We start from the raw sequence: 16448 nt of genomic DNA on the forward strand, positions 1-16448 counted from the left end.
CGTTCGTTAATCGTTTGTTACTATTATTCCACCCTGGTAATCGGTGCAAACCCTGCAAGCAGTCGTTTTACACCCACTGGTGCCGGAAAAGCAATTTGTAGCTCCGTATCATTCCCGGTGCCCTTCACAGCTACAACGGTGCCAGTGCCCCATTTGCCATGCGAAACCTTATCACCCGCTTTGTATTCGCCAGCTGCTGCAGCCCCTGCTCCAGTGGCGCGCTGAGCGCCTCCGGAGGTTACGGTCACGCTGCTCTTGCTTGTCGTTGCTGACGCCGTGCTTCCGCCTGCCGACGTAGCTTCGGCCGCTCCGCCCCGGCCGCCAAAGTTCCCACGGCTACCGCCGCTAAAGCCGCGTCCGCCGTAAGCACCGCCTACGTCCGCGCCTCCGCGCTGGAAGCGGTCCTTCGTCTTAACGGTATCTTCCTTCAGCTCTTCTGGAATCTCCTCCAGGAAGCGGGACGGCTGGTTCGCCGTCGTCCGCCCAAAGAGTGTACGCATCCGTGCACAGGAGAGAAACAGTTGTTTCTCGGCGCGTGTGATCCCTACATAAGCAAGCCGACGTTCCTCTTCGAGCTCATCATTGTCCTGGAAAGCACGGCTATGCGGGAATACGCCTTCTTCCATACCGACGATAAAAACGGTCGGGAATTCCAGACCTTTGGCACTGTGCATTGTCATTAGCACAACAGCATCACTACGATCCTCTTCATCATCGTTGACACTATCAATATCTGCGATAAGGGCCAGATCCGTGAGGAAGGAGACCAGTGACTTGTCCTCGTTATTCTTTTCAAACTCCATCGTCACGGACAAGAACTCATCGATATTCTCTAGCCGGGAGCGAGATTCGAGTGTGTTTTCATTTTGCAGCTCCAAACGGTACTGCGACATCTCCAATATTTTTTCCGTCAGTTCAGTTACAGACAAGAACTCCACCATACGGTGCAGAGCTTCAATCATATCGTAGAACTCTACTAGCATATTCCGCGTCCGTCCGGCAAAGCCCAAATCATCAACAGTTTGCAGTACGCGGAAGATAGAAACACCACGTTCACCAGCCGCAGCTGCCAGCTTGCCAACCGTTGTATCCCCTAATCCCCGCTTAGGTACATTAATAATACGCGTCAGGCTGATATCATCATCAGGGTTAGACAACAGGCGTAGATACGCCAGTAGATCCTTGATTTCTTTACGATCATAGAACTTAATCCCGCCAACAATTTGATACGGAATATCTGATTTAATCAGAATTTCCTCGATTACCCGTGACTGGGCATTCGTACGATACAATATCGCGTGATTCTGATAAGCTTGGCCTTGTTTTACATTCTTACTAATTTCTCCGGTTACAAAGTACCCTTCGTCATGCTCAGAATCTGCTCTGTACACTTTAATCTTGGCGCCTTCTTCAGAGTCGGTCCACAGCTTCTTCGGCTTCCGTCCACTATTGAGCGCGATCACACCATTCGCTGCATTCAGGATATTAGCGGTCGAACGATAGTTTTGTTCTAAAAGAATGGTCTTCGCTTCTGGATAATCCTCTTCAAAATTAAGAATGTTCGTAATATCCGCTCCGCGCCAGCGATAAATCGACTGATCACTATCCCCTACTACACAAATCCGGTGGTGGCTATCAGCTAGCATGCGGCATAACATGTACTGCGCTCTATTCGTATCCTGATACTCATCTACATGGATGTATTTGAATTTCTTTTGGTAGAAATCAAGAACCTCGGGAACTTCTTTAAATAATTCGATAGTCTTCATAATCAAATCATCAAAGTCCAGCGAGTTATTGCTTCTCAAACGTCTTTGGTACATCTTATAAACCTTAGCAATAAGGCCTTCAAAATAATCGCCAACCTTCTGCTCATACTGCGCTGGAGTGATCAGTTCATTTTTGGATGCGCTGATTACAGCTTGTACAGCTTTTGGCTCGAATTTTTTCGTATCAATGTTCAGTTCCTTCATACAGTTACGGATTACCGATAGCTGATCTGTAGAGTCCAAGATGGAGAAGTTGGAGGTAAAGCCAATCCGCTCGATATCCTTCCGCAAAATCCGCACACACATAGAGTGAAAGGTGGATACCCAGATATCTCTTCCCTCAGGTCCAACGAGCTTAGATACCCGTTCCTGCATTTCCCGCGCGGCTTTATTCGTAAACGTAATCGCCAAAATCGCCCAAGGCGGCGCCTTTCGATTGGCAATCAGCCAGGCGATTCTGTGAGTCAACACTCTCGTCTTCCCACTGCCCGCACCAGCCATAATCAAAAGGGGTCCTTCAGTAGTTTCGACAGCCTGTCTTTGTGGAGGATTCAGTCGACTCACTGCATCTTGTATGCTAATAAGTTGCATGTGTAACATGCTCCTTTCTAAATATAAAATCACAAATCATAAGTAGTCCTTGGACTAACCACTACTCAAATTGCTCTTGTACTGTCTTCTTCACAGCCGCAACTGTTAGCAGTGCCTTCTGTACATCACTATAAATAATATTGCCGACCACTACTGTATCACATAGAGCTGCTGCTTGCTCGGCCTCCTCCTCACAAGTAATGCCCCCTCCATAAAAAAGCTGAGCCTGCTCCACCATTTCACGTACCGTCCGCACGGTCTCCATATCCCCGAACCTACCGCTGTATTCAAGATAAACAATCGGCAGTGACATCAGCCTGTCCGCAACCTGGGCATATGCTGCCGCTTCTTCAGCATCAATGGCCGTCTCAGCCCCTGTAATCCGTGCAACTGAAGATTCGCTATTCAGCACAATATAGCCTTCCGTTAGTAACGAATCCCATGGAATCATAAATCCATAGCGTTCAATCGCTCGGCGATGATGGCCTACAATCCAAGCTGGATCAGGCGTATTAAGCACCATTGGAATCATATAAAGATCAAATCCGGGCACAGCAGCTTCAAGTTCGGACACCTCGAGTGCACAGGGCAACTCAAACCGTCTTACTCTGGATAAGAGATCCACTGTGTTCTCATAGGTTACTCCTGTAGAGCCCCCTATCAGTATGGCATCCGTACCAGATAAGCAAACGGCCTCCAAATCCTCATCCAAAATCATCCGGTCAGGGTCAAGCTTAAACACATGCCGCCAAGGTTTGATCATTTGCTGCACTGATTTCATGAGAATCATCCTTAATAGTCATTTGGGCAAGACAAAGACACTCCTGCCGCCGCAAAAGATATAAATCTAGTCTATGCCAGCACAGCAGGTGTGTCAATTTAAAGCGAACAAAAATGCGAACATTTTTTCGCATATAAATTTTGGGAAACCCCGCAAAGTACCTGAATACACGCTAAGGAAAGCAGCAATTTGTGGGGATATATTAATGGCAATAAGTAGTCTACGATTTCAACGTACACCTGAGATGTTAATCAAATCCTTTTCGGGTACAAAATCAGTGTAAAAACCATCCACGCCCATACGGGCCAGTTCCCTAATTTCATCTTCTTCATTTACTGTATGAACATATACTCGAGCGCCAGTCTTCTTCAGCTTTTTAACAAAGCTCTTGGTGGCTCGGCTAACTGGCATGGTAATATCCACACCTGTTTTATTTACAAACTCAATAACCTGTTCATCCGTATCCTTGGATTGGTACAGGGTGTAGAGCACTTCCGGAAAAGAATATACCTTATTGATCTCATCCAGCATCGTCTGATTGTATATTTGTGGAATGATTCGATCTAATATGGCTGGATCCCGGCGCTGCGCCGCTTCTACCAACAATGTAAATTGTTTATTTATAAGTTCAGGTTTGATTTCTTTCGTATCGGTCACGATATAAGCATCTGGATAATGCTGCATCAGATCAAGCAACTTCTCAACATCGATCGGGGAGTATATATTTAAGATTGGACTGTCCATGAATTCCTTATAATCTAGCACTACCCCTTGTTTATTAGCAGGAAGTACATCCAACTGACCTAAAAGCTTACTCATGTTGCCTGACCACTCATGCCTGCCTACTAGCTGATCATCAGCCGATAATAACAAGTCTACTTCAAATACACGAGTTCCCTGTGCATAATTAGCAACAAATGCTTCAAAGGCATTGGTGTATGTATGACCGTTAATGCCACCCATGGCATGTGCTACGACCTTGTGAGCCTCAAAACCACTTGCAGGCTGTTCGTCTTCATTACTAAAAGCGATTACAAGTAACATGATAAGAGCTCCAATTACAATTACGGTAGCAACAATCTTTTTCTTATCCATAGTTGAGAGTTTCCTTTGCGAAGTTTAGATTATAAAACCAATAGAAAAACAATACCCCGCTCTACCATAGGTAGAAACGGGGATCCAATTAAAGTTTTAGAAAATCTGAATAAGTGCAGGAATCAATAAGCATTTTTGTTGACAAAGCCGTTGCGAATCGTTTTGAAAATAATTCGAATGTCAAACAGTAAAGACCAGTTCTCAATGTAGAAAATATCGTGCTTGATCCGCTCCTCGATGGAAGTGTCACCGCGGAGTCCATTACTCTGTGCCCAACCTGTAATTCCAGGGCGTACATGGTGCTTAACCATATACTTCGGAATTTCATCACGGAACTGTTCCACATAATATGGGCGTTCTGGTCGAGGTCCCACCACACTCATATGTCCCAGCAACACATTAAAAAATTGCGGAAGCTCATCTAGACTTGTCTTACGGATAAAAGTACCAAACCGAGTTCTGCGAGGATCTTCACGCGTACTCCAGCCTGTATCCTCTTCACCATCCTGCTGCATCTTCATGGAGCGGAACTTATACATCATAAAATTACGACGGTTCAGACCTACACGTTCCTGCCGGAATATAATCGGTCCCGGAGAGGTCAGCCGGACACCAAGAGCCACGATAAGCATCACTGGAGAGATCATAATAATTGCGAACAAAGAGAACACAATATCAAACAATCGTTTTGCCATCTTATTCCCCGTCATATCTAGTGGAATATCACGAACATTAATCATTGGCATGCCTGCAAAGTTATCAAAGTAAGGGCGGGCGGGTAAGTAGTCGAAAAAATCAGGGATAATCAGTGTGCGTACACCTGCTTTTTCACAGGCCGCAATAATTGAAGGGTACTTCGAATGCGCATCAAGTGGCAGCGCAAGTATAACCTCATCCACAGGCAGCATCTCTAGCATTCCAGACAACTGGTCAACTGTTCCAAGAATTGGTTTATATCGTTGTTCTTCAATTCCATCCCAAGTATGATAGTCATCTAGGAAACCAATCGCTTCGTACCCAAGCTCAGGGTACTGTTCTAGATTATTGTAGAATCTTTTGCCTAGCGTTCCTGCGCCTATAATGAGTACAAACTGTCGGTTGAAGCCCTTTTCGCGAAAAGATTTAAGCATTTTCTTCAGTACATAACGGTACAGCATAATAGAAAGAATGTTCAATCCCATGTAAAGAGCTAGATATGTTCGGGAGATATTTATTTCTTTCACGAAAAACATCAGACCAAGCAGAATGAAAATGCCCATAATATGCACTTGGAAAATCTTAATGAATTCATCGACAAACCGTTTCTTACGCTTCGGCAAATACAGCGACAGCAGTATACCGATTAACACTGCAATTCCGCCATAAATCATACTCCAGTAAGCGTACGACTCTACAGGCAACGGGTTTTCATACTCCATCCAACCACTTCTAAACTTTAGCCACCAGGCTATAAGGAAGGACAGCTGGATAACAAGAAAGTCAGCCACCATATAGAGCTGTGTCAAAAATTTCTGATTACGCCGAATCATAAATTCACCTCAGTATTCTTTTCGTTACGTGCACCTGTTTCATTAGCGGAGTTAAGACTCTGTGCAGGTGATGGAACTCTTTTAGGAGAGATTAAGGCATTCCGCAAAAGAGAAAGTGCGAACTTCACGCCAACTCCAGCATATACTGTTCCATTTATCATACTGTTGTACTTCTTACTATAATGCTTACGATGAAATAAAATCATTGCCCGGTGGAATTCATAGACGATCTTAAACGGTCTGCGTCTGGCACTGCCACCTTTAAGATGTACAATAGAGGTCTTCGGATAATAATAAATCCCCCAGCCAGCCTCTTTAATACGATAACACCAATCTAAATCCTCGCCGTACATAAAGAACTCTTCATCCAATCCACCCACCTGGTTAATCGTCTCCCGCCGCAGCAGCATAAACGCACCAACCAGACAATCTATCGGGTAATCAAGATCAGGGTCCAAATATCCTAACTGGTAACCATTAAACCTCGGACGATCCGGAAATAGCTTACTAAATCCAAAAGCATAATAGAAGGAAGCTGACGGTGTCGGAAATCCCCGCTTACAGGCTTTATCTAGCGAACCATCCGGTAAAATAATCTTACATCCTGACGCCCCAACATCGGGCCGACTGTCCATAAAGGAGATCATTGTCTCCAGCGTATCCTTACGCACTACTGTATCTGAGTTGAGCAGAAGCACATACCTTCCGGATGAAGCCTCCATACCTTGATTATTTGCACGGGCAAAGCCGACGTTGTCGTTATTTGCGATCAACATTACACCTGGAAACTCTCTACTAATCTTCTCTACTGAATCATCATGGGAATTATTGTCTATCAAAATAATCTCATAGGAATAGTTCGTTGCTGAGTCATATACCGACCTGAGACAATCCATCGTCAGGCGACATGTGTTGTAATTAACAATAAGTATACTTACATCTACATTCACTGCGTAACGCTCCTGACAAATATAGTAATCTACCGACAATAATTATAACATAAAACCTCCCTGAGAGGAGGTGACGTTTCAGGGAGGTTTTTCCAAATTCGATTTAGATTTTGTGTTTCTTTCTCTCTTTTATGGTGGTTTGTATATACTTCCGCTTCTTTTTTAATGCAGGGAGCTGAGTGAAAAAGAATTTCCATGCTGTGATTAACTGCGGCTCTCTAAGAAGCATATAGCCGTGCGCGGCAAGCTCATAGGGAAGAGAAATGAAGATTGTCTTCAGCATCGTTCGAGCAGGTTCATTCTTATAGATCATTTTGTAGCGGTTAATGTAAGATATTCGTCGGATGAACATCGCTTTGGTGCTGCGGCCAGACGTTTTCCAGCCACGTTCATGATACCCGATCGCCTCAGCATCATAGCAAGCTTGCCAGCCAAAGAGCTGAGCGCGCCAGGCGACGTCTACGTCCTCCTTATATGCAAAGAAGTCCGCATCAAAAAATTCACCATCGACACTAATGTCGTTGATCATCCGACGAGAATACACCGCAGCCGCTCCAGATACACCAATTACAGATCCAGACTGTGTCCATTGTGCTGCTGGCTCACCCGCACCGCGATCAAACGCACGCCGTGCTCTGTTCATACGGAGACCCGTGCTGTCTACCAGTCCATGATCGCCCTTTAGAAGAAGCTTTCCTGTGGCGCTGCCGATCTGTGGATTATTCTCCATCTGTGTGATAAGTCTGGAGATATAGTCTGGAGCCAGCGTTAGGTCAGGGTTAAGGACGAGCACGTAATCTGTCTCCGTTGCGGCTATCGCCTGGTTGTGGGCTGGGGCGAAGCCTGTGTTAAGCTCATTCTCCAGAAGGTCAATTGTTGGATATTGCTTTATCTCCCTTGCGGAGTTCATAGCTTCATGCCCCACCAAGAATGCAGCCGGTGAGTCCGATTTAAACTGGTGATAGAACGTTCTGACCTTATCCGCCGAACCATCAGTTGAAGCGTTGTCCACTACGACAATTTTTTTGACCAAATAATCCTGTGCCATTACTGCCTCTATACATTCTATGATGTCGTCAGCACTATTATAGGTGACGATATGTACACTAACTGATTTGTTGTTCATGGGTATCCTCGACTTTGTGATTTCTTGTTAACTACCTACTCCCTTCCTATTATAGCGAAAGAATACAAAAAACTCCCGCATCGTTATGAACGATTTGGGAGTTTCAATTGCTACTATCTTATTCTTTTAGCTCTAAGAGGAAATCTCTCAGGCCCTCACGCCAAGGTCGAATATCCTGAAAACCGTTCGTACGTATCGACAGATGCTCCATCACCGAATTCCGAGGACGTGGTGCAGGTCTCGGGAACTGTTCCGTAGCACACGGTTCAACCTTAGCGGTGAATTTCAAACCCAAAATATCCTCAGCCTCTGCAAAGATCGCCTGTGTAAATTCAAACCAAGTACATGAGTCACTATTTGACGCATGGTATACACCATACTTCTCAGTTTGGACAAGCTCAAGCAAGAATCGAGCTAAATCGACTGTATAGGTAGGCGAACCTTTTTGGTCATCTACGACTTGAAGCATTGGCTTTTCTTGACCAAGCTTTAGCATTGTTTTGACAAAGTTATTACCATATTTACCGTACACCCATGATGTGCGTACGATAAAATACTTAGAGGAAAGGGATTGAACTAACACTTCACCCGCACGTTTCGATTTACCATATATACTCTTAGGGTCTGTATTATCATACTCATGGTAAGGTTGTACTCCCAAACCATCAAATACATAATCCGTACTAATGTACACCAGCTTAGCTCCAGCTTTTTCAGAAGCTAGCGCTACGTTTCGACTGCCCGTTGCATTGATTAAATAAGCAGCATCGATGTCACTTTCTGCTGCATCTACTGCCGTATGCGCAGCACAGTGAATGACAGCATCCGGTCCAAACTCACCAATAACCTGGATACACTGATCCAGATCGGTGATATCCATCTCCTGACGGTCGCAGCCCATTACATGGTGACCTTGATGCTGGAGTAGCAAAACTACGTCCTGACCCAATTGTCCGGCCGCACCTGTAACTAGTACCTTCAGTTGCGCCATTATAGGGATTCTCCCAAACGATCACCATACTGTAATTCAGCATACTTTTGATATTCCCCAGATTGAATGCGGGTCCACCACTCGCGGTTATTGAGATACCATTGGATGGTTTCTTTAATACCTGTTTCAAACGTATGCTTCGGCTTCCAACCCAGTTCATTCATAATCTTAGTCGGATCTATACCATACCGGCGATCATGCCCCGGACGGTCTTGAACATAAGTAATCAGAGAATCGGGTTTGCCCAGTTCTTGTAATACCGTATTAACGATATGCACATTCGTACGCTCATTGTTGCCACCGATGTTGTATACTTCACCATTTACGCCCTCATGGATTACTAGATCAATCGCACTACAGTGATCCTCAACATACAACCAGTCGCGGATATTCATCCCATCTCCATAAACAGGCAATGCTTGATCAGCTAGTGCGCGAGAGATCATTAGTGGGATAAGCTTCTCAGGGAATTGGTATGGGCCATAGTTGTTTGAACAGCGGGTAATGTTCACGGGCAGTCCAAACGTCTCGTGATATGCCCGTACAAGCAAGTCCCCACCTGCTTTACTTGCGGAATAAGGACTGTTAGGAGCCAAAGGAGTTTCTTCGGTAAATAATCCAGTCGCTCCCAGTGATCCGTATACCTCATCCGTAGAAACCTGAACGAACTTGGTGACACTGTATTTTTTCGCCGCATCCAAAAGCACTTGTGTTCCAAGTACATTCGTCTTCACAAACACTTCCGGCTCCAAAATACTCCGATCCACATGCGATTCAGCCGCGAAATTCACCACTACATCAACACCTTGGCTTATCAGCGCGTCCATCGCCGCTACATCGGTAATGTCTGCCTTTACGAACTTGTGGTTCGGATGATTTTCAATTGACTTCAAATTTTCCAGGTTGCCTGCATACGTCAACGCATCTACGTTAACGATTTGATAATCAGGATGTTGTTGCAGCATGTATAATACAAAGTTGCTGCCGATAAAGCCGGCTCCGCCGGTAACTAGCAGTTTCATGTGTAGACCACCTTTTGTTCTTTGAAATTAATTTTAAGTCAGTACTTTCGACTGTTAATCAAAGTTTATTTCCGCATCTTTCAGTAATGGATGCCGCTCATCCTTATCCGATAATACTGGACTAGAAGTCGGCCAATCAATACCTAAGGCTGGATCATTCCATAATATGCCGCGATCATTTTCGGGGGAATAATATTCGTCCACCTTATATAACACTTGGGTGTTCGGAACCAATGTGCAGAATCCATGCGCGAAGCCCTTCGGTACAAGAAGTTGGCGTTTGTTATATTCACTAAGAATTACGCCTACCCATTGACCAAACGTAGGCGAATTACGACGTATATCCACGATAACATCGTAAATAGCACCGGTTAAGACACGGATTAATTTCGTTTGAGCCTTAGGATTTAATTGGTAGTGAAGACCTCGCAGGACACCGACCTCTACTGAGAGGGATTGGTTATCTTGAATAAATTGATAGTTAATTCCGACCTTATGCATGATTTCTTCGTTGTAGCTTTCCATAAAAAAACCCCGGTTGTCGCCATGGACAACCGGTTCTAGTAGGCTTGCGCCTTGTAACTTCAAAGGAGTGACATTCATTTTAGATCTCCTCCTCGTTTCTATAGTTTTAATTTTCCAAATTCTTCATCAAACATAATATTTCTGGCCAATTCATTGGCTCTCGCTAGTGACGAATGCGTACCCGCATCAGTCCACCAACCGCCTAGAACATCATACGTCAGTTCATTTCTTTTAATATATGCATTATTTACATCTGTTATTTCAAGTTCTCCTCGATTTGAAGGAGTAAGCTTCTTAATAATCTCGAAGACTTTACTATCGAACATGTAAATTCCAGTAACGGCATATCCACTTTTCGGTGTAGCAGGCTTCTCCTCAATAGATATGATATTATCACCTGCCAGTTCAGGCACACCGAAGCGTTGTGGATCGGAGACCTCTTGGATCAATATCTTAGCTCCGGTTCCTTGAACTTTGAAGTTCTCAATATATTGAGAAATATCCTCTTCGAATACGTTATCCCCAAGAATAACTACACTTTGGTCATAGCCAACAAATTGTTCTGCAAGTCCAAGCGCTTGGGCTATGCCGCCAGCTTCATCCTGAACTTTATAGGTAAAGGAAGCCCCCATAGAGTTACCGCTCCCAAGCAGACTTACCACATCACCCATATGTTCTTTACCAGTAACAATTAGAATATCCTGAATACCGGCCTGTTTGAGCTTATAGATTGCGTGGAAAATCATTGGGTACTTACCTACTGGAAGGAGATGTTTGTTAGTCACTTTTGTTAGAGGGTAAAGGCGTGAGCCTGTGCCTCCGGCTAGGATAATGCCTTTCACTAAAATAACCTCCAGCTATTTGTAAGTATTATAATAAATTTTCTATTAGATTAAATGAATTTTTTAATAACAACAACTAGAATAGCAAACAATATAACTGTAACCAAAATATGTTTATCATTTAATAATATTTCCTCAGGTTTCCCACCAGCATTTTTCATATGGATTAAGTAATAATACCTAAAAATCCCGTATAACACGAAAGGTATAGTAAACATCATTGCTGGCTCTTCCGACGCGGCATACATAGAATAAAACATAATCAGAACGCCAGTAATAATAGTCATTAGTTGATCTAGCATTTCCACACTATAGAAATTTAAGACTTTTCGTTGATTTGAGGGATCATTTTTAAATAACAATAGCTCATGTCTTCGCTTTCCAAGTGCTAAGAACAAAGAAAGTCCAAGAGTACATAAAATAAACCAAGAAGTAAGAACACCATCCACAGCTAAGGCTCCTGTAACAGCTCTTAAAACAAAACCCGCTGCTATAATCATGACATCAATTAGTACTACATGTTTTAAATAAAGGCTATACGAGAGATTCATTACGAAATATGCAAGTACTGCTAGTATTACAGAGTAGTTAATAGAATAGGCTAATCCAATAGCTATAATAAAAGTAATAATCCCGATCATAATCGCCGCAGGGATACTTATCGCACCTGATGCGATCCGTCTATGACACTTTTCTGGATGTAGTCTATCTTTTTCAACATCTACTATATCATTGATAATATATATCGTACTTGCCATAAAAGAAAATGAAAGAAACGCTAAAAAAGCATCTATCAAGGTAGAAGGATTTAAAATCGCTCCTGAAAAAATTGCTGACGCAAATACAAGTAAATTTTTCGTCCATTGTTTAATGCGCATTTCAAAAAGTATATCCGATATAACGGTATGCAATGTTCTTTTTTTCTGAAATACAAGTTGGTGATCCATATTAGACACTCCTACTAAAGAAGATATATTATATATCCTAATAAAATTCCCAGAACAATCCCGCCGGCCACTTCAATTTTGGTATGTCCTATTCTTTCTCTTAGTTTGATAGCAGATGATTCTGAAGTAAGCAGATTAATCTTCTCGGCATGTTGTCCAACATATTTCCTCAGACCCGTAGCATCAAAAATAACTATCATTATCAGGGCAATACCCAGGCCAAAGACCGGAGATTCAAAACCCTCTCTTAATCCAATCAGCCATGTAATTGTGGTTACTACTGTAGTATGGTTGCTAGGAAATCCACCATTCCCAATATATCCATGAGCAGCCTTACCAAAACGATATCTATTGATTAAATATTTTAAAGTACCCGCTACAAACCAAGCTACAAAAGGAACAAAACAATAATAGATCATTTTTATCTCCTATTCATATATAAACATAAATCAGATTTGTTGGAAACACTCGATGTATTTGGTTGCAGCACTCTCAACTCCGAATAGTTCATTGATTATTCTCTTGTCTTTAATGTATTTATCCTTATTTTCCAAAACTTTAATGATAGCTTCAGCTAGTTGTTGTACATCTTTTAACCCAGCCGTTTCCCCCATCATAGTCCTTCTGGTTATCTCTCTCACTCCAGGTAAGTCTGAGGCAACCACTGGTACACCAGCAAGCATCGCTTCAACTTGCACCATCCCAAAAGCTTCAAGAGAGTTTGTACTAGGAAGTACAAATAGGTCTAAAGAATAATAAAAATCAATCAGTTGTTGTGTAGATAACCTTCCCAAGAATTTCACATAGGTTTCATCCCAGCCAATATTTAATTTCAAGTCCTCATAAATGCTTCCACCAGCAATATTATTGTAATCGCCAGCAATTAAGAATTGAACATTCGGTAATACTTTTTTCACAATGGGAGCAGCTTGCAGTAGAATATCTATACCTTTTTCCTCAACTATCCTACCACAAAAACCTATATATGTTTCTTCTTTCTGAGATCTTTCACGAGAAGTATCGAATTCTTTATAAAACGATGAAGTAGGATGTATCTCCAACCATTTATCTTTAAAATCAGGTAGCACTCTTGAGCTCTTTGCATAATCGTAGGAACTGACCACAATTTTCCTGGCTCTTTTAAAACTCGATCGAGAGGATTTATCCATTAGTTTCACTATAATGGAATTCACGAAAGATTGAGGCAAATTCACATCACATTGATAAGTTAAAATCAGTTTTTCTTTACTCGTTAGGTGACTGATAATACCTGCCTCAGCCATTGGTTGATGTAGATTTACTATATCAGCATTTTTTTGAAGTTTATGAAACTTGCGTAAATAATCCAGGCTAATATAACCCTTGCTTACTTTAAATAATAGATTAGCACGAACTACTTTAACGCCATTAATCTCTTCAAACTCTAAAAGATGACTCTCGTGCTTAGCTGTTAGTACCGTTACCTCATGTTCCTTTGCCAACTCTTCGGCTAAAGACTTAGCACATTCAGAGAGGCCACTTATATATGGGTAATAATAATTAAGAACAATTAATATCTTTAATCTCATTTTGTTTACCTCTTCTTTGTATTAAACACAAAAAGTTTATTAACACCAAAAGTCGCAATAATAATAGCTAAACTGAGAAAGACTCTTGAAAAATTCACATTGTAATGCAACGCAGATACCAGTAAATAAAACAGTATGTTATCTATAAGTAAGGATACCAGTCTCACAATAAAAAATTTAATCAGCTGCTTACCGTCTTTATATTCCGAGGAGTCAGATTTAAAAACAAACTTCTTATTAAGAATGTAGTTCACAAATACAGCAAATATATAACTAACTATATTCGCGACAATATAGTACATCCCCAAACTCTCTAACCAAAAAAATGCCAACAGATTAATACCTGTCGTCACAGCTCCCCAGAATCCATACTTAATAAATTCTATTATATTTTTGATATTTTTTTGTTTTTTTTCGTTGGAAACAGTTGAACCTGTCAAATAAAACACCAACTATCGCTTAATTTAGGCTGGATAAATTATTTATTTTTCATATTAATATCGAGGTGCCTAAGTATAAACCCGAAATTCCTGTTATCACCAGTATCTACAGTATTCAATTTCCCATCTGATATAATTGATACACTTATGCTTTCACGAGGCTTTAAGTTTATCAATTCAGTTGTGATAGTAGTATCGGCCCCCCCTTCAGCGATCAACTTTTCTTTAGCGTATACTTTAATATCACGATTATCAAATATTCCCTTCTCAGTTTTCAAAGATATTGTCAGATTTTGTTCGTTATCAGTCGCATTAAAAAGTGATAATTCTGATTTATTAGAACTTGTCCATCTAAAATATCCAACCCCATCTTTTTCAAGATTATAAAATCCATCAGTTGGCCTAATCGCTATTGTAGGAGCATAAAGCAATACATACTTACTGTTATGCCAGAGGACATCTTCAGAATTAGATAAAAAAGAATAATAATCCTGCATGGAAACAACTGAATATTTAGTATTTTCAAATTGGTGTGGAGCAAGGAAACTAAAATAGGAATAATCAACTTCTGATGTTTTATTATGCTTAATTGGGACATCTTTTAATGCATATACAATAGCATGCTTATCTGCCGGAGAACTGCTCGTTATCCCTATAGGCTCATCTAGTGGAACCATATTAGCAGCGTTACGTAGTTCCATAACTGAATGATCAAAATAATATATATTACTTCCCTTATAATTCTGATAGACAGTCATAAGATTCATACCAGCAACAATTATTAAGATACAACTCAATATTATTTTCTTGATATAGGATTTTTTGAGTTTGAGTTTCCAACCATCAGCAAAATACGCGAAGAATATAACTACAAAAGGAGCTATCGTCGTAATATGCTTCATCTCTGCATAAGCATTTGAACTTAATCTTAAATAGATTTCATTCATGAAGAAAAATAAGATAATACCCAGAACTGCATATTTATCCCCATTTTTTTTTCGAAACATACCAACACAAATTACTGTTAAAAATAACAAAGGAAGTATAATCATGAGAAAATCATAACCCAACTGAATCGTTCGAGAGAACATCCCAAAAGAAGATACTGCTGCCTTTAAGCGTTCATAATCAGGTGCACCATACAAGTTACTAATAAGTTGTTTAAAGGGCATCATTCTTCCAAAATAAGCATCGATACTTCCAGAATCAACCATAACGCTTTTTAAGATATTCACATTAAACCTTGCCGCAATAAACATCCCCACAGGATTAAGAAGAAAAGATAACGCGCCAACTTTCAGAGATTCTAACAACACTCTTATTCTCATACCAGTTTCAGCATTAATAATCTTACAAAGAGTAATAATCACATAGATAAAAAACAAGTAAACTGCATATTCAGCATAGACTGTTAGAGTACCAACCAATAATAAAGCAGCTAAAAAAACAAGCCCTTTTTGTTTCTTTCTTGGGTTTACCACTAAATACAAACCTGAAAAACTTAGTAGACATGTTATACCATAAATTTGAGGTGCATACTGGGAGAATATAAGAAAGACCCATAAACCACCAGCCGCAAATATCATTGAAGTATACAGAGAAGTCCTTTTACTTACATCCAAGCAATAAGACATTAGAAAATAACATGAAAAAATTGTCAAAGTACCTAGTGTGTTCGAAAATAAATAGAATATTTCATGTGATTCAAGTTGAAAGATACACATGAAGAATGAGCCTAAAAGATCTGTACCAAATCTTGTGTTAGTGATCATATAATTAGCAAGAGAATTGAAGGGTACTTCTGAAGAATAAACAATAGGCTCAGTTATTCTATGTGATTTAAGCCAATCCATGCTTGACAGATAGAATGCAATATCATTGTTAGAATTCTGCAAGCTTAACAGCTCACCCTTAGAAATTATCGGAAACTGAAGAATAAATAAAGAGCTTAAAACAATAAGCAACAAATATTTATTCTCGAACATTGTCTTTAACCAAAGCACTCCAATATCCTTTATAAAATAGAGGGTGCATATTAATATGAATAAAAGGCCGGGAGCTATTACTTTTACCGGAAAAACAAGTGAAAGAAGTTGAATTATGCAGGTTAAAAAAACTGCTCCTAACACAGGAATGAAACTACAAAAACCTGTGTTAAAAAATAAATTTCTATCAAATCTAAATATTCTGAAACATAATAAACCAAAAACACAAAAAGTTAATATCATTAAAAATGATAATAAAATTGATAACATTACTATTAACTCCCTCT

The 16448-nt window shown here is 40.8% G+C and carries 15 protein-coding genes; all 15 read right to left on the minus strand.

What is annotated here, in order from left to right:
- Positions 1 to 23: 23 nt before the first annotated feature.
- Positions 24 to 2360, minus strand: a complete 2337-nt coding sequence (pcrA, locus tag ACN6KS_RS27745; RefSeq protein ID WP_094870812.1) for a DNA helicase PcrA — start codon at positions 2358 to 2360, stop codon at positions 24 to 26.
- Positions 2361 to 2421: 61 nt separating this feature from the next.
- Positions 2422 to 3141 carry a heptaprenylglyceryl phosphate synthase gene (locus tag ACN6KS_RS27750; protein WP_179281620.1) on the minus strand — a complete coding sequence of 240 codons (720 nt, stop codon included), beginning with the start codon at positions 3139 to 3141 and terminating at the stop codon, positions 2422 to 2424.
- Between the two features lie 228 nt (positions 3142 to 3369).
- Positions 3370 to 4236, minus strand: a complete 867-nt coding sequence (locus tag ACN6KS_RS27755; protein WP_440960886.1) for a phosphatidylinositol-specific phospholipase C/glycerophosphodiester phosphodiesterase family protein — start codon at positions 4234 to 4236, stop codon at positions 3370 to 3372.
- Positions 4237 to 4358: 122 nt separating this feature from the next.
- Positions 4359 to 5765, minus strand: a complete 1407-nt coding sequence (locus tag ACN6KS_RS27760) for an undecaprenyl-phosphate glucose phosphotransferase (RefSeq protein ID WP_042192233.1) — start codon at positions 5763 to 5765, stop codon at positions 4359 to 4361.
- A complete protein-coding gene (locus tag ACN6KS_RS27765) occupies positions 5762 to 6661 on the minus strand; it encodes a glycosyltransferase family 2 protein (protein WP_440962454.1) in 900 nt (299 codons plus the stop codon). The genes ACN6KS_RS27760 and ACN6KS_RS27765 overlap by 4 nt, the downstream gene beginning before the upstream one ends.
- A gap of 157 nt (positions 6662 to 6818) precedes the next feature.
- The gene (locus tag ACN6KS_RS27770; RefSeq protein ID WP_440960887.1) at positions 6819 to 7841 is read right to left on the minus strand and encodes a glycosyltransferase family 2 protein; all 1023 of its coding nucleotides are present in this window, start codon (positions 7839 to 7841) and stop codon (positions 6819 to 6821) included.
- Positions 7842 to 7959: 118 nt separating this feature from the next.
- Positions 7960 to 8823: a dTDP-4-dehydrorhamnose reductase gene (gene rfbD, locus ACN6KS_RS27775; protein WP_440962455.1), complete on the minus strand. Its 864-nt coding sequence runs from the start codon at positions 8821 to 8823 to the stop codon at positions 7960 to 7962.
- 8 nt (positions 8824 to 8831) lie between these two features.
- A complete protein-coding gene (gene rfbB, locus ACN6KS_RS27780; RefSeq protein WP_440960888.1) occupies positions 8832 to 9854 on the minus strand; it encodes a dTDP-glucose 4,6-dehydratase in 1023 nt (340 codons plus the stop codon).
- A gap of 54 nt (positions 9855 to 9908) precedes the next feature.
- Positions 9909 to 10457, minus strand: coding sequence for a dTDP-4-dehydrorhamnose 3,5-epimerase (gene rfbC / locus ACN6KS_RS27785; protein WP_440960889.1), 549 nt, complete (start codon positions 10455 to 10457; stop codon positions 9909 to 9911).
- A gap of 20 nt (positions 10458 to 10477) precedes the next feature.
- A complete protein-coding gene (locus ACN6KS_RS27790; RefSeq protein WP_440960890.1) occupies positions 10478 to 11221 on the minus strand; it encodes a sugar phosphate nucleotidyltransferase in 744 nt (247 codons plus the stop codon).
- A gap of 50 nt (positions 11222 to 11271) precedes the next feature.
- Positions 11272 to 12168 carry a decaprenyl-phosphate phosphoribosyltransferase gene (locus ACN6KS_RS27795; protein WP_440960891.1) on the minus strand — a complete coding sequence of 299 codons (897 nt, stop codon included), beginning with the start codon at positions 12166 to 12168 and terminating at the stop codon, positions 11272 to 11274.
- Positions 12169 to 12182: 14 nt separating this feature from the next.
- The gene (locus ACN6KS_RS27800) at positions 12183 to 12587 is read right to left on the minus strand and encodes a divergent PAP2 family protein (protein WP_440960892.1); all 405 of its coding nucleotides are present in this window, start codon (positions 12585 to 12587) and stop codon (positions 12183 to 12185) included.
- 30 nt (positions 12588 to 12617) lie between these two features.
- The gene (locus ACN6KS_RS27805) at positions 12618 to 13736 is read right to left on the minus strand and encodes a glycosyltransferase family 4 protein (RefSeq protein WP_341059364.1); all 1119 of its coding nucleotides are present in this window, start codon (positions 13734 to 13736) and stop codon (positions 12618 to 12620) included.
- A gap of 5 nt (positions 13737 to 13741) precedes the next feature.
- Positions 13742 to 14185, minus strand: a complete 444-nt coding sequence (locus tag ACN6KS_RS27810; RefSeq protein ID WP_440960893.1) for a GtrA family protein — start codon at positions 14183 to 14185, stop codon at positions 13742 to 13744.
- 29 nt (positions 14186 to 14214) lie between these two features.
- Positions 14215 to 16431, minus strand: coding sequence for a hypothetical protein (locus ACN6KS_RS27815; protein ID WP_440960894.1), 2217 nt, complete (start codon positions 16429 to 16431; stop codon positions 14215 to 14217).
- Positions 16432 to 16448 lie beyond the last annotated feature (17 nt).

It is taken from the genome of Paenibacillus nitricinens, assembly GCF_052056485.1.
Classification (GTDB): domain Bacteria; phylum Bacillota; class Bacilli; order Paenibacillales; family Paenibacillaceae; genus Paenibacillus_AQ; species Paenibacillus_AQ nitricinens.